The following is a 20,707-nucleotide window of genomic DNA, read 5'->3' as shown; positions in this document are numbered from 1 at the left end:
GCGAGCCTTAAGCCCGCAAGCCCGGCATTGACGAAGGTTTAAGGTAATAGCCAACCTTTCCGGGGTGACGCCTTCGGCACCATGTCTTGTTGGGAAAGCTGCCCCATGGTGCGCGCCATGGGACTAAAGTTATTTTCAAAGTTGTTGCCTCCAAATCCGGCCATCCGCCGCGAGCTTGTCGACCTGCTATACACCTCGTTGCCGCAGGTGACGGCCATCAACGCCGCAGCAATCACCGCATCCGTCGCGCTGGCGGCGGCCCATCGTGACCCCGGCTACATCGCCATCTCGTTTGCCATTGTCGTGAATGCGATCGGCCGGACGGTCAGCCTGCTGCGTTACAAGAAGCGAGCTGCACAGCTATCGGACCAGGACGTCATCCTCTGGGAGCGCATCTATGCCGCGGCCGCGGCCTCGTTCGGGCTGGCGCTCGGAGCGTTATCGTTTCGTGCCTTCCAACTCGACGATGGACCCGGCGCCTGGCTCGCCTTCGGCCTCTCGATGTCCTACTGCGTCGGCATGGTGTCGCGGGCAGCGATCCGGCCCTGGGTGGTGCTGACGACGGCCGCAGTGCTGCTGGCGCCCACCCTGGTCGGCGGCTTGATGCGTCCCGAAATCTCCTACCGGCTCGGCGCCGGCATGCTGGTGCTGTTCTGGTTCACTATCCGCGAAGCCTCGCGCCACCTGAGCAAGGCCTTCATCGAGCGGCTCGAGGCCAAACATGCGCTCGCGCGTCAGGCCAACCATGACTTCCTGACCGGGCTACCTAACCGCGCTGCGTTCCTCGACGCCCTGGCAAGCGTTGGCGGCACCGTTGCAGTAGTCGCGATCGATCTCGACGGCTTCAAGCCGGTGAATGACCGCCATGGCCATCATGCCGGAGACGACCTGCTGCGTCAGGTCGCCGAGCGGCTTTCCGACTGCGTCGGCACCGGCGGCATGGCCGCGCGCTTCGGTGGCGACGAGTTCATGCTGCTGAAGCCGGTCGGCAATACTGCCGAGGGACGCGACCAAGCCCTGGGGCTCGCGCGCGAGGCCGTTCGTGCGCTGTCGATGCCGTTCCTGCTGTCCGACATTCCCGCCGTGATCGGGGCCAGCGCCGGTCTGCTTGTCAACGACGCACCGCGTTCGGACGGCGCGCTGACACACATTCTCCGGCGGGTCGACGCGGCGCTCTATGCCGCCAAGCGCGCCGGCGGAGGCCATTGCAGCTGGGCGGACCAGCATGACACCACGCTCTGCCAGGTCGGTTGATCGGCTAAGCGCGTCGGCGCTGGCCGTCTTGCGTCTGCCGTCCACGCCTGGACTTGTCACCGCAGACCGGCCATGCTGCCGACGACATTGCCACCTGCGCGCCGATCCTGCAGGTCGGGGTGCAAGACAACTCAAGACAATCAACTCACGACAATCAACTGAAGACAACTAACAAGTATTCCGGGAGGCGAAATGCACGGAGTTGCACGTTCGGCGCTGAGCGTTCTGTTCATGATCGGCTCGGCGATGCTGCTGGCGAGTGCGCCCGCCGATGCCGAAGACGGCGTCCTGCGCGTCGGCATCATCACCGACATGAGCGGCCAGTATTCGGACGGCAACGGCATGGGCTCGGTGATCTCGGCGCAGATGGCCGCCGAAGAGATCGGCGGAACGGTGGCCGGCCGCAGGATCGAGATTATCTCGGCCGATCACCAAAACAAGCCCGACGTCGCCGTCGGCATCGTCCGCAACTGGATCGATAACAAGGGCGTCGACGTGGTCGCGGAGGGCGTCAATTCCGCCGTGGCGCTCGCGATCCAGAACCTGACGCGTGAGCGCAAGAAGATCTTCCTGATCTCCGGCTCGGGTTCGTCCGATCTTACGGGCAAGCAATGTTCGCCGACCTCGGTGCACTGGACCTACGACACCTACGCCTCGTCGAATGCGACCGCGAAGGCGGTGGTCGCACGCGGCGGCACGCCGTGGTTCTTCCTGACCGCCGATTACGCGTTCGGCCAAGCCCTGGAGCGCGACGCGAGCAAGGCGGTGACCGCGGCCGGCGGCAAGGTGCTCGGCGCGGTCAGGCACCCGTTCGACACCGCGGATTTCTCGTCCTTCCTGCTGCAGGCGCAATCCTCGGGCGCCAAGGTGCTGGCGCTCGCCAATGCCGGCTCCGACTTCCGCAACGCGGTGGGACAGGCGGACGAATTCAATGTGCGTCAGAGCATGCAGGTGGTCGCGCTCCAGGTCACGCTCACTGACGTGCCGGCGCTGGGACTTGTGCACGCGCATGATCTCCTGTTCACCGATTCCTTCTACTGGGATCGGACACCGGAGACGCGCGCCTTCGCAGAAGAGTTCTTCAAGCGGCACGGCGCCATGCCGACCGCCTATCAGGCCGGCGTCAACTCGGCGCTGCGCCACTACTTCAAGGCGGTGGCCGCGACCAATTCGGTCGAATCCGAAACCGTGATGGCGCAGATGCGCAAGACGCCGGTGAACGACTTCTTCGCCCAGAACGGCGTCGTCCGCGAGGACGGCCGCATGGTGCACGACATGTATCTGATGCGGATCAAGAAGCCGGAAGAATCCAAGAGCAAGTGGGATCTGTACGAGTATCAGACCACGGTGCCCGGCGACCAGGCGTTCCGACCGCTGGCCGACGGCGGATGTCCGTATGTCGGGAAGGGGCAGTAGGCGACAGACGCCACGCGCTCCGTTCTCAGGCCCAAACACGTCATTCCGGGGCGAGGCCGCAGGCCTCGAACCCGGAATCCCGAGGTAAGTAAGCGCACAAACCAATCTCGAGACTCCGGGTTCGATGCTTCGCATCGCCCCGGAATGACGACATTATCAACTTTATCGCTATGGCTGTGCTCGCCCTCGGGAGAGATCAAGAGAGCAGCCTCTCAAGCCATCACGATCGTTTGCAGCAGGCGATCGATCTCCTCGGCATCGAGCTCGCCTTCCCGCCCGATCAGCACCAGCTGAGCGGTCAGCCTCTCGGGCGGCGGCAGCGGTGACGGGGCGAGGGTGCCGCGGGTGGCGACGGACTGGAACAGGATCGGCTGTCCGGGATGCTCGGTGAACAGCAAAATGCCCTTGATGCGCAGCGTGCGCGGCGCGAGCTGGCCGATGACCGTCTGAAAGCGCGCCAGCGACAGCGGCGCCTGCGAGGTCCAGGTTACAGCCGCGAACGGCTCTGACGCGGTCGGCGTCGGGCGTGGCAGCACGCGTGTGGCAACGAGATCGCGCGAGAACAACAAGTCAGGGGCGACGGCACCATGGACGACATCGAAGATCGCCGCGTTCGGCTTGTCGCGTCCGATCACGGCTTCGACCTCGGCGCGCTCCTCGTCCTCCAGTAGGTCCGTCTTTGTCAGCAGCACGAAGTCGGCAGCACGCAGCTGCGACCGCCATAGCGCGTCCTTGGCAAGGTCGGGATCGTCCAACAGGCGGCGCGCATCGACCAGCGTGACAACGGTCTCCAGCGGCGCCACCTTGAAGATGACAGGATCCATCAGGTTGCGGATGATCTCGGCCGGGTCCGAAATGCCCGACGTCTCGATCACGATCGCGTCCGGCGCAGGATCTCGCTTGATGACGGACGACAGCGTCCGCAACAGGTCGCCCTGCAACGAGCAGCAGATGCAGCCGTTCTTCAGGGAGACGACGCCGTCGGACACGGTGCCCAGGAGCTGCGCGTCGATATCAACAGAGCCGAAATCATTGACGACAGCAGCGATGCGCCGCCCGCCAGGATTGGCCAGCAGATGGTTGAGCAGCGTGGTCTTGCCGACGCCGAGAAAGCCGGCCACCAGCAACACCGGGACGATCATGACGTCTGCTCGCGCCGGACCGGGCGGCCCGGCCGCGCCTCGCGATTGAGTGCGCCGTCGGCGATGACGGCCTCGCCATGTACCAGGAGATGCTTCACGCCTTGCGAGGGGCGGTTCATGTTGAGGAAGTCGGCGCGATCCCGCAGCGTCTCGAGGTCGAACACGGTGATATCGGCATCGCAGCCGACCTGCAGCCGGCCCTTCTTGCGCAACACAGGCGTGGATGCTTCGAGGATCTGCGCCGGGATCAGGGTGCATTTGGCGACGCCTTCCATCAGCGGCACCACCTTGCGGTCGATCACCCATTCGCGCAGGAACCTGGTGAAGGTGGCGGACGAGCGTGGATGCGACACCGCATCGTCCGGCAGCGGCCAGGCGTCGCCGGTGTAGGCGGTGCCGTTCGACAGGATCCACGGCATCGCGTCGGAGGCGATCGCGCCGCCGGGATACATCACGGAGATATCGAGCAGATCGCGGTGGCGCTGATTGACCGCGACGTCGAGGAAATGAATCAGGACCAGCGCGCCGGGCTCGCGCTGTTGGCGCTCCAGGAGCTCATTGCGGTCGGCGAGACGGCGGCGCTCGGCAACCATCTCGATGGCGTCATAGCCAACGCCCTGGCGCTGGCAAAAGGCGGGATCGGCGAAAAACTCGGCACCGACGACAGTCGATCCGGTGCCGTAAGGATAGGCTTCGACCGTCACCTTCAGGCCCTGCGCCTGCGCGGTCTTCACCAGCTCAGCGCAGCGTTCGACATCCTGCAGGCTGGTGCTGTTGAAATGGCAGATGTGCATGTGCGCGCCGGTCGCCCCGGCAAGCCCGATCAGCCTGACATAGGCATCGACCGAGCTGCGCGGATCGACATTCGACATGTAGGCGATGTGGGTGTAGGTCGGCACGCCCTGCCGTGCCGCGAGGCTGCACAGCTCCGACAGTTCCTTGACGCCGGTGCCCGGCGCATAGGCGTTCGGAAACGCGATCCCGATGCCGCCCTGCTCCAGCCCGACCCGCACGCGCTCGACGATCTCGGCGACTTCCGCAGGCGTTGCGACCTCCTCGACCCAGCGCTTGTCGCGCATGGCCTCGCCCATGCCGGCCACGCTCGATGCGGCCTGCTGCGTGGTCATGGTCGCGATGCGCGCGAACACCCAGCCGGCCGAGGCGCCATAGTTCAGCACGCGGCCGAGCGCGGCCTGCTCGTCATACCAGCGCGCGACCGGCAGCACGCCGACCTCGAGCTCGAGTGTCGTGGTGACGCCGTCGAAGGCCTGCATGCGGTCGGCCGGCAGCGACTGGCCGTGAGCATGCAGGTCGATGAAGCCCGGGCTGACGATGAGGCCGTCAGCGTCGATGGTTCGCGCGGACGCTCCCTCGACATCACCGATCGCAGCGATCACGCCGTCCTTGATTGCGACATCGGCGACCGCATCGAACCCGGTCTCGGGATCGAGCACGCGCCCGCCCCGGATGATCACGTCATAGTGGTCCATCGTATCAGCACGCCTCACGCCGTCTGCTTATCGTGATTGGGCTATCACGGAACGCTTGAGCTTGGAAATGTGCTGATAGGAGCGGCGCCCTCCGTGCGGCGCATGCCTGCACCTGAGGCGTGTATTTTCTGATCTCCACTGCTCAACGTAAGTAGGCCGCGGCCGGCAGCGGCGTCGCAGTGCGATGGCCGTCGGCGCAGGCGAAGTTCGCGGCATCTGCCGGATCGCCCTCGCCTTTGTAGCGCGCGATCTTCGGATAGGGACACAATGGACGGGTCATCTCGATGCCGTCGGATGGTCTATCATTCCGGAACTTGGTTGCCGCGATGGTCTCGGGCGCGATGCCCTTTTCCACCCAGCTCTCCAGCGCCGCCTGCGTATCCAGAACGTTCGGTCCCGGTCCGCCCTCGCAATGATAGAGGCCCGGCACCAGGAACAGCCGGTAGAAATCCGCGCTGGCGTCGGCGCTACCCTCAGCGCTCGCAGCAGCCTGGACCCGCTCATAATAGTCGATCGAGTCGCGCGGCGGTACGACCGGATCGGCGAGGCCGTGATACTGGATGAGCTTGCCGCCCGCCGCCTTGAACGCAGCGAGATCCGGGTTCATCGCATTGATGACAGGCGCGAGCCGGTCGTCGACGGCTTTCATGCCCGACCCGAAATCGAATCTGCGCCAATCCCAGTTCGCATCCGGAAACGCCCACTCCTTCCAAAAGTTGAGCCTGGCAGGCCGATCGGGATGCGCCGGATCGGCCCAATACAGACTCCATCCTGGAAGCGCAGCAATGACGTGGCCCGAATTCTCACTGCCCTTCGGCCAGCCATAATAGACCTGCGCGCCACTGCGCTGATCCCGCGCGCCGCCATACATCGCGTTCAGCGCATCAGCCTGCTCCTGCGTCAGGCAATCATCGCCCTCGCCCTGCTTGCACAGCATCTGTTCGGGGCGGAAGTCGCAGGCCTCCGGGTCGGTCAGGAAATTGTCGGTCGAAAGACCACCGTCCTTGCCCCGGCATGTCCTCATGACGGCCTCGGTGACCGCGGCGAGCTTCGCCGGCGGAATGATCAGGCTGAGATCGGGGCGATGATTCCTGACGAACTGCCACAGAAAGCCGGCATTGAGATGGGTCCGGTTGTTGCCCGGATCACCGGCGATGATGCCGTCGAAATCGGCGGGATAACGCTGCGCTTCCATCAGCGCCTGATGACCGCCGGTCGAGCAGCCCGCGAAATAGCTGTGCTTCGGCTTCTCGCCGTAGAACTCGGCGACCACGGATTTCGCCACGGCGATCGAGACATGCACCGCGCGGTGGCCCCAGTCGACGATCGCCTCGGGGCGATCGATCGCAAAGCCGGGATCGTCGCCGGTGTGGCCGGTGTCGGTGGCGACCGCCGCATAGCCGCGGCGGAGCAACGGTGCCATCGCCTTGTAGGCGATCGCCGAGCTGTAGCCGCCATTGCCGACCATCTCGATCTTGCCGTTCCAGCCAGCCTGCGGCAGCCACAGCTCGACGCCGACCCGCGAGCCTGGGACCGGTGAGACGACGCCGCGCACGCGGCAGAAGGCGGGGAGGTCCGAAATCTCGGCCCCGGTCGGCGGAGCGAACGATCCGGCCGGCCGTGCCTCGGCGCCTGAGATCATCGTATTTTCGATCTGCAGCGTCAGCAGCTGCTCGCAAGACGCGGCTGCGCCCGGTGAGGACGACAGCAACACCATCGCGATTGCGCCAAAGAAAGCTGCACCGGATACGCTGTGAACACGAGGTATCCTGCCGAGCAGTGCACCCGCCGTCGTCATCACCCAACCTCCCTAAATTTCTTATTTATGCGCAACTATATCTAGAGGTCGTCACGAGCCGTCGTCAGGAGACGGAATCTCCAGATCGAGCAGGCGCGAGCTCAGCGACTTGCCGTGTGCATCAAGCCGCAGCGATCGTGTGACTCCGCCACCGAGCGCATCCTTCAGGACAAAGTTGAGCGCAGCAAGGCCGGGCAGGTCGTAGCGGAGGACCTCGCCCTGCACGATGTCAGCAAAATGCGCCTTCACGCGGGCGGCCGTGACGACCTCGCACAGCAACGCGTAGTCCTCGGGACGATAGGCGATCACCGAGATGTTGCAGAGGTCGCCCTTGTCGCCGGTGCGGGAATGGGCGATGTCGCGCAGCTTCATCTCTAGGCCTCCAGCACCACCACATGCATTTGCGTCGCGCTCTCAGGGACGAGGCAGGATGCGACCGCGACCACCTCGCGCGCCGACTTCCAAGCCCCGCCGCCACCGGCCGGTCCGTTGGTGTAGAGCGTCTCGACCTCGTTGCCGATCTTGACCGCTTCCGCCAGCGTCTCGGTGCGACCAACCACACGAACGCGCACCTCATAGGGCTCGCCGGCTTGCGGTGTCACGTCTCCGTGCAGCGCGTTCACCCCGATCAGGTCGAAGCGCAGCTCGCTGGTCTGCACGCCCGTGAGGGCAAGCCGCTCGCGCACGATCTCGAGCGCGAGCCGGCCGCGCGCCACAGCACCGGGCCCGGCATAGGAGATCTGGCCTTCACCGACATAGCTGTCGACATAGCCGATCGATGTCTTGAGCAGGCCGGTCTTCGGCTTGCCCCGCCCGCCCATGACATGGACGCGATCGGGGCCAGCCTCTTCCACCCTCACCTGCGAGAAATCCGCGACCACGTCGGGCTGGAAATATTGCGCGGGGTCGTGGATCTCGTAGAGCAGTTGCTCCTTCACGGTCGCAGGCATGACGCAGCCGCCGGAGCCCGCGACCTTGGTGACGACGAGATCGCCATCCTCGCGCACCTCGCCGATCGGAAAGCCGAGCCGCGCCAGATCCGGCACATCCTTCACGCCGGGATCAGCGAAATAGCCGCCGGTGATCTGTCCGGCGCATTCCAGGAGATGCCCGACCACGGTGCCCTGCCCGAGCCGATCCCAATCATCCATCGCCCAGCCGAACTCGTGCACGAGGCAGCCGAGAAACAACGCGGGATCGGCGGCGCGGCCGGTGATCACGACATCGGCGCCGGCCGCGAGCGCATCTGCGATCGCACGCGCGCCGATATAGGCGTTGGCGGAGACGATGCGATTGCCGAGACCCTTGACGGTGTCACCGTTGTCGAGCGCGAGATTGGCCTGCTTCGCTTCCGCCAGCACGTCGTCGCCGGTCACCGCCGCGATCTTCAGTCCTGTCAGGCCGAGCTGGCGCGCAATGGTTCGCGTCGCCTCCGCGGCACCGAGCGGGTTGGCCGCACCCATATTGGTGACGATACGGATGTTCTTGGCCTTGCAGATCGGCAGCACCGCCTGCATGCGCGCCGCGAGCAGCGGATCGAAACCGCCGGCCGGGTCCTTCATGCGCGCCTGTTGCGCCAGCGCGATGGTGCGTTCGGCGAGACACTCGAACACGAGATAATCGAGCTCGCCTTTTTCGGCGAGCTCGACCGCGGGCTCGATGCGATCACCGGAATAGCCGGCGCCGGCGCCGATCCTGATGGTCCGCATCGCGGTCCTCCGGCTCAAATGGGGAACAATCCGAATAACACGCAGGCGATGGTCATGACCACCGATGCGCCGAACAGGAAGGGTATCGTGAACTTCTGGTGATCCGCCAGATCGATGCCCGAAAGTCCCACGACCAGGAAGGTCGCAGGCGTCAGCGGCGAGACCGGAAAGCCCGTGGTCATCTGGCCCAACAAGGCGGCCTGGGCCACCTGAACCTTCTGTACGCCAAGCTGCGACCCGACCTCGGCCACGACCGGCAGCACGCCGAAATAGAAGGAGTCCGGATCAAACAAGAGGCTCAGCGGCATCGAGACGACGCCGAGCGCGATCGGAATGAACTTCGCGGCCTCCGCCGGGACAAAGCTCACCGCGGTCTGCGCCATCGCCTTCAGCATGCCGGTGCCCTGCATGATGCCGGTGAAGACGCCGGCGGCGATCAGAATCGAGGCCATCAGCAACGCGGCCTTCGCATGCGCGTCAATGCGGCGGCGCTGCATGTCGACGTTGGGATAGTTGATGAGCAGCGCCACACAGGTGCCGACCATGAAGACGATTGCGGGCGCGAGCTTCTCGCCGAGGATCACCATGCTGCCCAGCACGATCACGGTCAGGACGATGTTGATCCAGAAATTCTGCGGCCGCCGCAGCTCCTTGTCGGCGTCGGTGATGACGCGCTGCGGCGCCTCGACTGTTGCGCCTCCGGCCAGGCCGAGCCGTCGTTCCTCGCGCCGGCCGAGCCACCAGGACACGGCAAAGATGAAGACGAGGCCGACAATCTGCACCGGCACCAAGGGATTGAAGATTTCCGGGATCGGCAACTTCAGCGAGGCCGAGGCACGGATCATCGGCCCGGTCCAGGGCAGGAAGTTCACGCCGGCGGCCATCGACGCTGCGCAGGCCAGGATGCGCTTGTCGATGCCGAGCCGCTCATAGAGCGGCAGCATCGCAGGGATCGTGACCAGGAAGGTCACGGCACCGGAACCGTCGAGGTGAATGAGCAGCGCCAGCAAGGTGGTGCCCATCACGATCCGGGTCGGGCGCGTGCCGACCGTGCGCAGGATGCGATCGATGATCGGATCGAGCATGCCGGCGTCGCTGACGATGCCGAAGAACAGGATCGCGAACACGAACATGCCGACAACAGGGGCGAGGCTCTGCAGGCCGGAGACGATGAACTTGGAGGTGTCCCAGCCGAAGCCGCCGATCAGCGCCGCCAGAATCGGAATGACGATCAGGGCGATCAGAGGTGACATCCGCTTCGTCATGATGACGACGAGCAGGATTGCGATGGTGATGAGGCCGAGCAGCGCCAGCATGTTTCCTCCCGGCGCGATTGAGCTCGCGCTGGCATTTAAGTTCCGTTTTGCCGCTGCTTGCCATCGGGGTTGCGATTAAACAATTGAAATGATTTTATCGCAGCAATAGCATAGGATTATGGACGTCGCCCTCGCCCAGATGCGCTCCTTCGTCACCGTCGCGCGGCTCAAGAGCTTCACGCGCGCGGCCAAACTCCTGCATCTGTCGCAACCGGCGCTGACCGTGCAGATCCGGCGGCTGGAAGAGACGTTGAACGCGCGGCTGCTCGATCGCACCAGCCGCTCGGTCGAATTGACGCGCACCGGCGCCGACGTGCTGCCGGGCTTTGAGAGACTGCTGCAGGAGATCGAGACCCTGGTGCTCGACGTGCGCGGCGGCAATGCCGCGCAGCGCAGCATCGTGCGCCTCGCCGCACTGCCCTCGATCGCCTCCGGCATCCTGCCCGACGCGATCCAATCGTTTCGCAATGAGAGGTCGAACGTCTATTTCGCGCTGCGCGACGTGGTGGCGAAACAAGTGCTCGATCTCGTGCGCAATGAGGAGGTCGATTTCGGCGTCGCCGGCGACGAGGTCGCACAGCCCGGCATCGAGATCATCTTCAGCCTGCAGGACCAGATGCATGTCATCTATCCCGCCCGCCATCGGATCGGGCGGGAAGCAACCATCACGCCCGAGCATCTGACGCAGTACCCGCTGATCATGATGGCGGCTGATACCAGCGTGCGCGCCGTGGTCGAGCGCGCCTTCCATCGGCGCGGCCTGATCCCGCATCCCGCCTGCGAGGCGACCTACATGATGACCGCGGTCGCGATGGTCCGCGCCGGCCTGGGGCTTGCGATCCTGCCGGGCTCGGCACGCGAGATCAGGGCGGAACGCGACGTGCGCTCGCGGCCGATCGACGATCCCGCCTTCGCGCGCCAGCTCAGCGTGATCAAGCGCACCGGGCGCACCCTGCCGCCGCTGAGCGAGGCCTTCGCCACCCATCTGATCGGGGAGTTGAAGGCGAGCTTGGGCACGAGCAAGATCAAACCGCGCAACGATCGCACAAGAGCGAAAGCGTAGAGCAGGCCCATGTATCTCGGCATCGATCTCGGCACCTCCGCGGTCAAGACCATCCTGCTCGATGACGCGCAGCGCGTGGTCGCGAGCCGCAGTCAGGCCTTGACGATCGCCTCTCCAAAGCCCGGCTATGCGGAACAGCATCCCCTGCAATGGATTGACGCGACCTTCGCGACACTGGATGCCTTGAAGGCGGATCATCCGCACGACATGGCAGCGGTCGACGGCATCGGGCTGTCGGGCCAGATGCACGGCCCTGTCCTGCTCGATGCTGACTTGAAACCGTTGCGGCCCTGCATTCTCTGGAACGACGGCCGTTCCGCGGCCGAGTGCAGGCTGCTGGAGCAGCGCTGGCCGGCGTTGCGCAAGATCACCGGCAACAAGGCAATGCCGGGTTTTGCTGCACCGAAGCTGTTGTGGATCGCTGCACACGAGCCTGAGATCTTCGCGGCGATCAGGCTGGTGCTGCTGCCGAAGGCCTATCTTCGCCTGGTCCTGTCGGGCGAAGCGATCGAGGATGTCTCCGACGCCTCCGGCTCCCTGTGGCTCGACGTCGTCAGGCGGGACTGGTCGGATGACGGGCTTGCGGCCACCGGCCTGTCGCGCGCGCAGATGCCGCGCCTGGTCGAGGGCACGGCGCCCGCGGGCCGGCTGCGCAGCGAGCTGGCCCAACGCTGGGGCCTGCACAAGCGCCCCATCATCGCCGGCGGTGCTGGCGACAATCCGGCCGGCGCGGTCGGCATCGGCGCGATCGCACCCGGCGCGGCGTTCATCACGCTCGGAACCTCCGGCGCCGTGCTGGCGCCGACCGATACCGTCGCCGCCAATCCCGAGCGCGTCGTTCACACCTTCTGTCACGCGATCCCGAACATGTGGATCCAGGCCGGCGCGATCCTCTCGGCGGCCTCGTGCCTGGCCTGGACTGCGCGGCTGTTCGGCGCTTCCGAAGCGGAGCTGCTGGCGCCGCTTGGCGCGCGCCCCGAGAAGCCCTCGCCCGTCAGCTTCCTGCCTTATCTGGCCGGCGAACGGACGCCGCATGATGATCCGGATGCGCGCGGCCTGCTCGACGGACTCAGCCACGTCACCGATCGGTCCGCGATCGTGCAGGCCGTGCTCGAAGGCGTCGCCTTTGCGCTGGCGGATTGCCGGGATGCGCTCGCAAGCGCCGGCATCACGATCACGGAAGCAGATGCGATCGGCGGCGGCTCGCGCTCGCGGTTTTGGCTATCGGTGCTGGCGAATGTGCTCGATGTTCCAATCCATCGCTTCGCCGAAGGCGAGACCGGCGCCGCCTTCGGTGCGGCGCGGCTGGGCCGCCTGGCGGTCACGGGCGAAGCCATCGAGGCGGTCTGCACGCCACCGCGGCGCACCGAGACCTTCCGACCCGAGCCTGCACTCGCGAGCGCCTATGCCGAGCGACTGCCGCATTGGCGCAAGCTTTATCGGCGCAGTCGTTAACACTTCTCGGGGAACGCGACGGCCTGCACGGCCCAAACGTTGGACGCACGCTCTTCAGTATTGCCCTCCGCGACAGCCTCTAGTTTAATGTGCGTCCCGCGCCGACAGCAACGAGACGCGGATAAGTAAGAAAGTGTGCGTGCGCCGGGAGGCACGATGAGCGGTCCGATCCTCGAAATGCGCGGGGTCTCAAAATCCTTCTTCGGCATCAAGGCGCTGCACAAGGTCGACCTGACCGTCTATGCCGGCGAGATCCACGCGCTGATGGGGGAAAACGGCGCCGGCAAATCCACCTTGATGAAGATCCTGTCGGGCGCCTACCGGCCTGACCCCGGCGGCGAGATCCGCATCGAGGGGCACCCCGTTCGCATCGAAGGCCCGCTCGGCGGCCGCGCCGCCGGCATCTCGATCATCTACCAGGAATTATCGCTCGCGCCGAACCTGACGGTGGCGGAGAATATCTATCTCGGCCGCGAGGTCTCGCAGTCCGGCCTGCTGGCGCGCGGCGCCATGCGCGAGCGCGTCGGCCCGATCCTTGAGCGGCTCGGCGCCGATTTCACGCCACAGACTCTGGTCGCGGAGCTCTCGATGGGCCAGCGCCAGCTCGTGGAGATTGCTCGGGCGCTGCACGCGCGGTCGAAGATCCTGATCATGGACGAGCCGACCACCTCGCTCTCGGCGGCCGAGAGCGAGCGGCTGTTCGCGCTGATCCGGCAACTGCGCGCCGAGGGCCTCGCCATCATCTACATCTCGCACCGCATGGATGAGGTCTATGCGCTCGGCGACAGGGTCACGGTGCTGCGCGACGGCCGCCTGGTCGGCTCGCTCGACAAACCGGAGATCCGCGCCGACACCATCGTGCGGCTGATGGTGGGACGCGAGGTGTCGTCTTTCTACAAGAAGGAGCACGATCCGAACGCGACATCCGGCCGTCCGGTTCTCACCGCAACCGACATGGCGGACGGACAGCGCGTCAAGGGCTGTTCGCTCACGATCCATGCCGGCGAGGTGGTCGGGCTGGCCGGCCTCATCGGCGCCGGCCGGACCGAGCTTGCGCATCTCATCATCGGCGCGGCACCGAAAATTTCGGGCCATGTCGAGCTCGACCGCCAACCCATAGACATCCGCACCCCCGGCGAGGCGCTGGACGCCGGGATCGCCTATCTCACCGAGGACAGGAAAGCGCTCGGCCTGTTCCTGGATATGTCATGCCTCGACAACATCAATCTCGCCGTGATCGGGCGCGATGCGAAGCTCGGCGGTTTTCTCGATCGGGACAAGGCGCGCGACCGGGCCGAGCGGGCGTTTGCCGCGCTCGGCATTCGTGCGCCGAATGTCGGCGTTCCCGTCGGCGGGCTGTCCGGCGGCAATCAGCAGAAGGTATTGCTGTCGCGGCTCCTGGCCACCACGCCGAAAGTGCTGATCCTGGACGAGCCGACGCGCGGCGTCGATGTCGGTGCGAAGTCCGAGATCTATGCGATCATCGACAATCTCGCCAAATCCGGCACCGCGATCCTGGTCATCTCGTCCGATCTGCCGGAGATCATCGGCATCTGCGACCGCGTGCTGGTGATGCGCTCAGGCCACATCGCCGGCGAGATCAGGCGCAACGCAACATCACATTTCAGCCAGGAAGAGATCATGGCCCTGGCCACCGGAACGGAGCATGTCGATGCCTGATAACAGTTCGGTTCAGGCGAAGGCCAGCCCTACCTCAAGCCTCGCATCCGCGCAGGAAACCAAGCGCCAGCGCGTCCGCATGATCATCCGCGCCGCCGGCATGCTGCCGGTGCTGTTGATCCTGTGCATCGGCTTTCACTTCCTCTCCGAGGGCCGCTTCTTCACCGGGCAGAATCTCGGCATCGTGCTGCAGCAGGCCGCCGTCAACACCGTACTCGCGGCGGGCATGACCTTCGTGATCCTGACCGGTGGCATCGACCTGTCGGTCGGCTCGATCCTGGCGGCGGCCGCAATGGCCGGCCTGACGCTCTCGAAGCTGCCTGATCTCGGCTCGCTGTGGCTGCCGGCCGCCGTGCTCACCGGCCTCGGCCTCGGGATCATCAATGGCGCGCTGATCGCGCTGTTGCGCCTGCCGCCCTTCATCGTCACCCTGGGCTCACTGACGGCCGTGCGCGGGCTCGCGCGCCTGATGGGCGCCGACACCACCGTGTTCAATCCGTCGATTCCCTTTGCCTTCATCGGCAACGCCTCGCTGCCGCTCATTCCCGGCGTGATCTCGCTTCCCTGGCTGTCGGTGATCGCGCTGCTCGTGATCTTCGGGTCCTGGCTGATCCTGCGCCGGACCGTACTCGGCGTGCACATTTATGCGGTCGGCGGCAATGAAAGCGCAGCCCGACTCGCCGGCATCAAGGTCTGGGCGGTGCTGATCTTCGTCTACGGCATGTCGGGGCTGCTGGCGGGCCTGGGCGGCGGCATGCAGGCGGCGCGGCTCTATGCGGCCAACGGGCTGCAGCTCGGCCAGTCCTACGAGCTCGACGCGATCACCGCCGTGATTCTCGGCGGCACGTCGTTCGTCGGCGGCATCGGCTCGATCTGGGGCACGCTGGTCGGCGCGCTGATCATCGCCGTGTTGTCGAACGGCCTTATTCTCATCGGCGTGTCCGACATCTGGCAATATGTGATCAAGGGGCTCGTGATCATCGGCGCCGTCGCGCTCGACCGCTATCGCCTGCAGGGCTCGGCACGCACCTGAACAAGGAGCGGCGGTTGCGCCGCTCCAATGAAGTCTGAGACGGCATCTGGTCGGCCGTACCGGGACATGAAAGGACCAGGGAGGAAACCTATGTTGAAGACTGTATTGCTTGCCAGCGTTGCCGCCGTCGCGCTTGCGCTGACCTCTGCGCCGTCATCGGCCAAGGAGCTGAAATCGATCGGCATCTCGCTGGGCTCGCTCGGCAACCCGTTCTTCGTCGCGCTGTCGAAGGGCGCCGAGTTCGAGGCCAAGAAGACCAATCCGAACGTCAAGATCACCACGGTCGGCTTCGAATATGATCTCGGCAAGCAGGTGACCCAGATCGACAATTTCATCGCCGCCGGCGTCGACCTGATCCTCTTGAACCCCGGCGATCCCAAGGCCATCGGGCCTGCGATCAAGAAGGCGCAAGCGGCCGGCATCATCGTCGTCGCGGTCGACACCGCGGCTGAAGGCGCCGACGCCACCGTCACCACCAACAACGTCCAGGCCGGCGAGATCTCCTGCCAGTACATCGTCGACAAGCTCGGCGGCAAAGGCGACGTCATCATCGAGAACGGGCCGCAGGTCTCGGCGGTGATCGACCGTGTTACCGGCTGCAAGAACGTGTTCGGCAAGGCGCCCGGCATCAAGGTCCTGTCCAGCGATCAGGACGGCAAGGGATCGCGCGAGGGCGGCCTCACCGTGGCGCAAGGCTATCTGACCCGCTTCCCGAAGATCGACGCGATCTTCGCCATCAACGATCCGCAGGCAATCGGCACCGATCTCGCCGCGCGCCAGCAGCAGCGCACCGGCATCATCATCACCGCGGTCGACGGCGCGCCCGACATTGAAGCCGCCCTGAAGGACCCGGCGTCGGCCCAGATCCAGGCCTCTGCCTCGCAGGATCCGTTCTTCATGGCGCGCCGCGCCGTGCAGGTCGGCGTCGGCATCCTCAACGGCCAGAAGCCGGCCTCCACCGTCGAGCTGCTGCCGTCGAAGCTCATCACCCGCGACAATGTCGCCGAGTACAAGGGCTGGACGTCGGAGCGGAAGGAGTAGTCGGGCGAGCGTCGGTCAACACGCACCATTATATTTCGGCGAGCGCCGCTCTCTCCGGGGGCGGCGCTCGTACTTTTTGGAGTCCCGCTGAGGCAAGCGACCGGGGAAATGTGGAGCGAGACGGACCGGATGCTGCCGATATGCCGCAGACCCCCCTCACCTCTACAACAACTGCGAGCGCACCGACGCGGCGGCGTCCTGCAGCAGCGGCAGGAAGCGCGTGGTCATCTCGTCGGTCGAGATGCGGTCGACATGGCTGCCGATATTGATGGCCGCGACGATCACGTCGTCATAGCGGCGCACCGGCACCGAGATCGAGCGGAAATGCGGCTCGGCCTCGCGATCGACCAGCGAGTAGCCCTTGCGGCGGTCGTCGGCAATGACAGCCAGCAGTCGCTTCGGAGCGGTGACGGTTTGTGGTGTCAGCGCCTGCAGCGACGCTGATTTGAGCCGCGCGGCCAGCTCGGCCTCGCTGAACTGGCCGAGCATCGCGCGGCCGACCGAGGTGCAGAACGCCGGCAGGCGATAGCCGATCTCGAGCCCGCCGGAGAACACGCGGACCGGACCGCCGCGCGCGATGAACACGACTTCATCGCCGTCGAGCACCGCGAGCGAGGCGATCTCCTTGACGCTCTCGGCAACGCGATCCAGCACCGGCTGCAGCACGTTGACGAGCTGGCTCGAGCGCAGGAACGACGAGGCCAGCGTCAGCACCTGCGGCGTCAGTGCGAACAGCTTGCCGTCGCTGGCGACAAAACCGCCCCGCTGCAGAGTCAACAGGATGCGCCGCGCGGTCGCGCGCGGCAGGTCGGCGATGCGCGCGATGTCGCTGAGCGTCATCGCACCCGGCCGCGTGCCGAACAGCTGCAGCAGCCGCAAGCCGCGGTCGAGGCTTTCGACATAGTCGGTGGCGGCCTCGCCGCCCGCATCCCGTTTCAACTTCGGCATTGCCTCGTTCCGCGCCGCAATGCGGTGAAAACTCGTGCTTGCGGCCGCTTCCGAACATGTCATAATTCGCCCATCTGTTCAATAGGCGAACAAGCCAAAGCGAAACACGGAAGGGACGCCCGCCATGATGAGCCAGGAGCAGAACGACCTGATCACCCGCATTGGGCCGAACGACCCCTGCGGCAAGCTGATGCGCCAATATTGGCAACCGGCGGCACTGGTCGATGAACTCCAAGGCGAACGGCCGGTCCGCCCGGTGCGATTGCTTGGTGAAAATCTCGTGCTGTTTCGCGACGAGCAGGGCCGCTACGGCCTGATCGATCGCCACTGCGCCCATCGCGGCGCCGACCTCGCCTTCGGCCGGCTGGAGCATGGCGGCCTGCGCTGCTCATTCCACGGCTGGCTGTTCGACGTCACCGGTCAATGCCTGGACACGCCGGCGGAGCCGAAAGGCTCGAACCTCTGCGCCAACATCCGCCAGCGGTCCTATCCGGTGGTCGAGAAGAGCGGCATCGTCTGGGCCTATCTCGGCGAGGGCACACCGCCGGCCTTCCCTGAGATCGACTGCTTCACCGCGCCTGCGAGCCACACCTTCGCCTTCAAGGGCCACATGGAATGCAACTGGCTGCAGGCGCTCGAGGTCGGCATCGATCCGGCGCACGCCTCCTATCTGCATCGCTTCTTCGAGGACGAAGACACCTCGACCGCCTATGGCAAGCAGTTTCGCGGCGCCTCGGCCGGCAGCGAGCTGCCAATGACCAGGATCCTGCGCGAATATGACCGCCCGATCATCAATGTCGAGCACACCGAATATGGCCTGCGGCTGATCACGCTGCGCGAGATCGACGCGGAGCGCACCCATGTGCGCGTCACCAACCAGCTGTTTCCGCATGGCTTCGTGATTCCGATGAGCACGGAGATGACGATCACACAGTGGCACGTGCCGGTCGATGACGAGAACTGCTACTGGTATGCGATCTTCACCAGCTATGCGGCGCCGGTCGACAAGGAGAAGATGCGCGAGCAGCGGCTCGCGCTCTACGAGCTGCCCGACTACACATCCCGCAAGAACAAGCGCAATGATTACGGCTTCGATCCGCACGAGCAGCTGAGCGCGACCTATACCGGCATGGGCCATGACATCAACGTCCACGACCAGTGGGCCGTAGAGTCCATGGGGCCGATCCAGGACCGCACCAAGGAGCATCTCGGCCAGAGCGACAAGGCGATCGTGCAATATCGCCGCCTGCTGCGGGCTGAGATCGACAAGGTGGCGCGCGGCGAAAGGCCGATCCTGTTTCTCGATGACGACACCGCGCGCAGCATCCAGGGGCCGGCGACGATGGACGGCATCGGTCCGAGCCAGGGCTGGGAGCTCTATTGGATGGAGGTCGACGTGAAGCGGCGCCGCGGCGCGCCCTGGGCGGCAGCGGTGCCGAAGGAGATCGCCGGCAAGGTGACGCATCTCACCGCGGCGGAGTGAGTTAATCATGCCGGACGTTCGCTCCGTTCCGTCATTGCCGGGCTTGACCCGGCAATCCATCACTTGAAAACTAATTTCCTGATAGATGCGCGGGCCTTCGCCGCGCCGAAGGGGCTTCGGCCCCGCAGGCGGGTCGAGCCCGCGCATGACGATCCCAAATCCGGTTCGCGACATAACAAGAGAGAGACAGTGTGACCTTCGTCAGCCGCCATGGCCTGTGGACCGAGGAGCAGCGGGAAGCGGCCGAGAAGCTCGCCCGCATCGTCGAGGAGAAGAACCTCGAGGTCATCAGGCTGTCGTTTCCCGATCAGCACGGCATCCTGCGCGGCAAGACATTGATCGCCTCCGAGGCTGTCGGCTCGCTCGAAAGCGGCTGCTCCATCACCACCACCATGCTGGCCAAGGACACCGCGCACCGCACGGTGTTTCCGGTGTTCACCAAAGGCGGCGGTTTCGGCATGAGCGAGATGGAAGGCGCCGCCGACGTCATCATGGTGCCGGATCCCTTGACCTTCCGCGTGCTGCCGTGGGCGCCGACCACCGGCTGGGTGCTCTGCGACCTCTATTTCAGCGACGGCAGGCCGGTGCCGTTTGCCACCCGGCACATCTATCGCAATGTGCTCGGCGATCTCGCCGCGCGTGGCTACGACTACGTCGCGGGCCTCGAGGTCGAGTTTCACCTCTTCAAGCTCGAGGACGCACGAATGGCGCCGGAGGATGCCGGGCAGCCGGGCCAGCCGCCATCCGTGAGCTTGCTCTCGCATGGCTATCAGTATCTCACCGAGCAGCGTTTCGATCAGATGGAGCCGGTGCTGGAAATCCTGCGCCGCGATATCATGGCGCTCGGCCTGCCTCTGCGCTCGGTCGAAATCGAGTTCGGGCCGAGCCAGTGCGAGTTCACCTTCCAGCCGCGCAAGGGGCTCGAGCCCGCCGACAACATGGTGCTGTTCCGCAGCGCCATCAAGCAGATCGCCCGCCGCCACGGCTATCACGCGACCTTCATGTGCCGGCCGAAGCTGCCGAACGTGTTTGCCTCCGGCTGGCATCTGCATCAGTCGCTGGTCGCGCGCACCGACGGCAGCAACGCCTTCATGGCAAGCGAAAGCGGCGCGCCGCTTTCGGAGCTCGGTCGCAATTTTCTCGCCGGACTTCTCGCGCACGCCCGCGCCTCCACCGTGTTCACGACGCCGACCATCAACGGCTACAAGCGCTATCGCTCCTATTCGCTGGCACCGGACCGCGCGATCTGGGGTCGCGACAACAGAGGCGTGATGATCCGCGTGCTCGGCGGCGCCGGCGATCTCGCAACGCGGCTGGAAAACCGGATCGGCGAGCCGGCCGCGAACCCCTATCTCTACATGGCCTCGCAGATCCTTTCCGGCCTCGACGGCATCGACCGCAAGCTCGATCCGGGTCCATCAGCGGACACGCCTTACGAGACCAAGGCCGAGCTGTTGCCGAAATCATTGCGCGAGGCCGTGTACGCGCTGCAGGATGACCCGTTCTTCCGCGAGAAATTCGGACCGCAATTCGTCGACTATTACGTCCACATCAAGAGTGCGGAAATCGAGCGCTTCCAGGCCGAAGTCTCAGACTGGGAGCAGCGCGAATATTTCGAGCTGTTCTGAAGGCCGCCGCCGGCTGGAATGAAGGCGGAGCGCTGTCATGAAATCGTCGCACCTTTCCCTTGACACACGTCAAGATGATACCCCGCCGCTCCGGCAATGATCCGTGGGGATCAACCAGCGGAGGCAACGATGCCTGAGCAAAGCAGCGTGCATGTTTATCTGAACTGGGCCAAGGAGCGCATCGACGAGATGGACGCCGCGTTGGCCTCATTCGAAGCCAAGGCGAAGCCTAAACAGCCGCCGAGATGAAG

At 65.3% G+C, this 20,707-nt stretch carries 16 protein-coding genes; 9 read left to right on the top strand and 7 right to left on the bottom strand.

Going from position 1 to position 20,707, the window contains the following annotated elements; genetic code table 11:
* The first annotated feature begins 117 nt into the window (after nucleotides 1-117).
* Both BRAS3843_RS18160 and BRAS3843_RS18155 read left to right on the top strand, forming a co-directional pair.
* Nucleotides 118-1,254, top strand: a complete 1,137-nt coding sequence (locus tag BRAS3843_RS18160; protein ID WP_035982055.1) for a GGDEF domain-containing protein — start codon at nucleotides 118-120, stop codon at nucleotides 1,252-1,254.
* Between the two features lie 192 nt (nucleotides 1,255-1,446).
* A complete protein-coding gene (locus BRAS3843_RS18155) occupies nucleotides 1,447-2,670 on the top strand; it encodes an ABC transporter substrate-binding protein (protein WP_008970443.1) in 1,224 nt (407 codons plus the stop codon).
* A 212-nt stretch (nucleotides 2,671-2,882) separates the two neighbouring features.
* Here BRAS3843_RS18155 and BRAS3843_RS18150 read toward each other — a convergent pair whose 3' ends face one another.
* The 6 genes from BRAS3843_RS18150 to BRAS3843_RS18125 all read right to left on the bottom strand — a co-directional run bounded on the left by BRAS3843_RS18150 (nucleotide 2,883) and on the right by BRAS3843_RS18125 (nucleotide 10,125).
* Nucleotides 2,883-3,812 (bottom strand): GTP-binding protein, encoded by a 930-nt coding sequence (locus tag BRAS3843_RS18150; protein WP_008970442.1) that lies wholly within the window; start codon nucleotides 3,810-3,812, stop codon nucleotides 2,883-2,885.
* The gene (locus tag BRAS3843_RS18145) at nucleotides 3,809-5,302 is read right to left on the bottom strand and encodes an amidohydrolase family protein (RefSeq protein ID WP_008970441.1); all 1,494 of its coding nucleotides are present in this window, start codon (nucleotides 5,300-5,302) and stop codon (nucleotides 3,809-3,811) included. Before BRAS3843_RS18145 ends, BRAS3843_RS18150 begins: the two co-directional genes overlap by 4 nt.
* Before the next feature lie 142 nt (nucleotides 5,303-5,444).
* Nucleotides 5,445-7,100 (bottom strand): tannase/feruloyl esterase family alpha/beta hydrolase, encoded by a 1,656-nt coding sequence (locus tag BRAS3843_RS18140; protein ID WP_008970440.1) that lies wholly within the window; start codon nucleotides 7,098-7,100, stop codon nucleotides 5,445-5,447.
* A gap of 51 nt (nucleotides 7,101-7,151) precedes the next feature.
* Nucleotides 7,152-7,472, bottom strand: coding sequence for a hypothetical protein (locus BRAS3843_RS18135; RefSeq protein WP_008970439.1), 321 nt, complete (start codon nucleotides 7,470-7,472; stop codon nucleotides 7,152-7,154).
* A 2-nt stretch (nucleotides 7,473-7,474) separates the two neighbouring features.
* Complete coding sequence (locus BRAS3843_RS18130) at nucleotides 7,475-8,809, bottom strand: acyclic terpene utilization AtuA family protein (RefSeq protein ID WP_035982046.1); 1,335 nt, start codon at nucleotides 8,807-8,809, stop codon at nucleotides 7,475-7,477.
* Between the two features lie 14 nt (nucleotides 8,810-8,823).
* Complete coding sequence (locus tag BRAS3843_RS18125; RefSeq protein ID WP_008970437.1) at nucleotides 8,824-10,125, bottom strand: citrate:proton symporter; 1,302 nt, start codon at nucleotides 10,123-10,125, stop codon at nucleotides 8,824-8,826.
* 118 nt (nucleotides 10,126-10,243) lie between these two features.
* Here BRAS3843_RS18125 and BRAS3843_RS18120 point away from each other — a divergent pair, with 118 nt between their 5' ends.
* From BRAS3843_RS18120 to BRAS3843_RS18100, 5 genes are all read left to right on the top strand, one after another.
* Nucleotides 10,244-11,188, top strand: coding sequence for a LysR family transcriptional regulator (locus BRAS3843_RS18120; protein ID WP_008970436.1), 945 nt, complete (start codon nucleotides 10,244-10,246; stop codon nucleotides 11,186-11,188).
* Between the two features lie 9 nt (nucleotides 11,189-11,197).
* Entirely contained in the window at nucleotides 11,198-12,643 is a 1,446-nt protein-coding gene (gene xylB, locus BRAS3843_RS18115; RefSeq protein ID WP_008970435.1) for a xylulokinase, read from the top strand.
* 156 nt (nucleotides 12,644-12,799) lie between these two features.
* A complete protein-coding gene (locus BRAS3843_RS18110; protein ID WP_008970434.1) occupies nucleotides 12,800-14,323 on the top strand; it encodes a sugar ABC transporter ATP-binding protein in 1,524 nt (507 codons plus the stop codon).
* On the top strand, nucleotides 14,316-15,356 hold the full coding sequence (locus BRAS3843_RS18105) for a ribose ABC transporter permease (protein ID WP_008970433.1): 1,041 nt from the start codon (nucleotides 14,316-14,318) through the stop codon (nucleotides 15,354-15,356). The genes BRAS3843_RS18110 and BRAS3843_RS18105 overlap by 8 nt, the downstream gene beginning before the upstream one ends.
* Before the next feature lie 90 nt (nucleotides 15,357-15,446).
* Nucleotides 15,447-16,397: an ABC transporter substrate-binding protein gene (locus BRAS3843_RS18100; RefSeq protein ID WP_008970432.1), complete on the top strand. Its 951-nt coding sequence runs from the start codon at nucleotides 15,447-15,449 to the stop codon at nucleotides 16,395-16,397.
* Nucleotides 16,398-16,559: 162 nt separating this feature from the next.
* On the opposite strand, the gene BRAS3843_RS18095 is transcribed toward BRAS3843_RS18100, so the two are convergent.
* Complete coding sequence (locus BRAS3843_RS18095; RefSeq protein WP_008970431.1) at nucleotides 16,560-17,345, bottom strand: IclR family transcriptional regulator C-terminal domain-containing protein; 786 nt, start codon at nucleotides 17,343-17,345, stop codon at nucleotides 16,560-16,562.
* 124 nt (nucleotides 17,346-17,469) lie between these two features.
* Between BRAS3843_RS18095 and BRAS3843_RS18090 the strand changes: the two genes are divergently transcribed.
* Nucleotides 17,470-18,828, top strand: a complete 1,359-nt coding sequence (locus tag BRAS3843_RS18090) for an aromatic ring-hydroxylating dioxygenase subunit alpha (protein WP_008970430.1) — start codon at nucleotides 17,470-17,472, stop codon at nucleotides 18,826-18,828.
* A 191-nt stretch (nucleotides 18,829-19,019) separates the two neighbouring features.
* Nucleotides 19,020-20,456, top strand: coding sequence for a glutamine synthetase family protein (locus BRAS3843_RS18085; RefSeq protein ID WP_008970429.1), 1,437 nt, complete (start codon nucleotides 19,020-19,022; stop codon nucleotides 20,454-20,456).
* The last annotated feature ends 251 nt before the right edge of the window (nucleotides 20,457-20,707 follow it).

This window comes from Bradyrhizobium sp. STM 3843 (assembly GCF_000239815.1).
Lineage (GTDB): Bacteria > Pseudomonadota > Alphaproteobacteria > Rhizobiales > Xanthobacteraceae > Bradyrhizobium.
Note: the sequence above shows the minus strand (reverse complement) of the source record. Positions and strands in the feature narration are given on the sequence as shown.

Excerpts from the sequence above, each read along its gene's own strand:
- BRAS3843_RS18100 (WP_008970432.1), top strand. The coding sequence starts at position 15,447 with ATGTTGAAGACTGTATTGCTTGCCAGCGTTGCCGCCGTCGCGCTTGCG.
- BRAS3843_RS18150 (WP_008970442.1), bottom strand. The coding sequence starts at position 3,812 with ATGATCGTCCCGGTGTTGCTGGTGGCCGGCTTTCTCGGCGTCGGCAAG.
- BRAS3843_RS18110 (WP_008970434.1), top strand. The coding sequence starts at position 12,800 with ATGAGCGGTCCGATCCTCGAAATGCGCGGGGTCTCAAAATCCTTCTTC.
- BRAS3843_RS18135 (WP_008970439.1), bottom strand. The coding sequence starts at position 7,472 with ATGAAGCTGCGCGACATCGCCCATTCCCGCACCGGCGACAAGGGCGAC.
- BRAS3843_RS18095 (WP_008970431.1), bottom strand. The coding sequence starts at position 17,345 with ATGCCGAAGTTGAAACGGGATGCGGGCGGCGAGGCCGCCACCGACTAT.
- BRAS3843_RS18130 (WP_035982046.1), bottom strand. The coding sequence starts at position 8,809 with ATGCGGACCATCAGGATCGGCGCCGGCGCCGGCTATTCCGGTGATCGC.
- BRAS3843_RS18140 (WP_008970440.1), bottom strand. The coding sequence starts at position 7,100 with ATGACGACGGCGGGTGCACTGCTCGGCAGGATACCTCGTGTTCACAGC.
- BRAS3843_RS18160 (WP_035982055.1), top strand. The coding sequence starts at position 118 with ATGGGACTAAAGTTATTTTCAAAGTTGTTGCCTCCAAATCCGGCCATC.
- BRAS3843_RS18090 (WP_008970430.1), top strand. The coding sequence starts at position 17,470 with ATGATGAGCCAGGAGCAGAACGACCTGATCACCCGCATTGGGCCGAAC.
- BRAS3843_RS18105 (WP_008970433.1), top strand. The coding sequence starts at position 14,316 with ATGCCTGATAACAGTTCGGTTCAGGCGAAGGCCAGCCCTACCTCAAGC.
- BRAS3843_RS18155 (WP_008970443.1), top strand. The coding sequence starts at position 1,447 with ATGCACGGAGTTGCACGTTCGGCGCTGAGCGTTCTGTTCATGATCGGC.
- BRAS3843_RS18120 (WP_008970436.1), top strand. The coding sequence starts at position 10,244 with ATGGACGTCGCCCTCGCCCAGATGCGCTCCTTCGTCACCGTCGCGCGG.
- xylB (WP_008970435.1), top strand. The coding sequence starts at position 11,198 with ATGTATCTCGGCATCGATCTCGGCACCTCCGCGGTCAAGACCATCCTG.
- BRAS3843_RS18125 (WP_008970437.1), bottom strand. The coding sequence starts at position 10,125 with ATGCTGGCGCTGCTCGGCCTCATCACCATCGCAATCCTGCTCGTCGTC.
- BRAS3843_RS18145 (WP_008970441.1), bottom strand. The coding sequence starts at position 5,302 with ATGGACCACTATGACGTGATCATCCGGGGCGGGCGCGTGCTCGATCCC.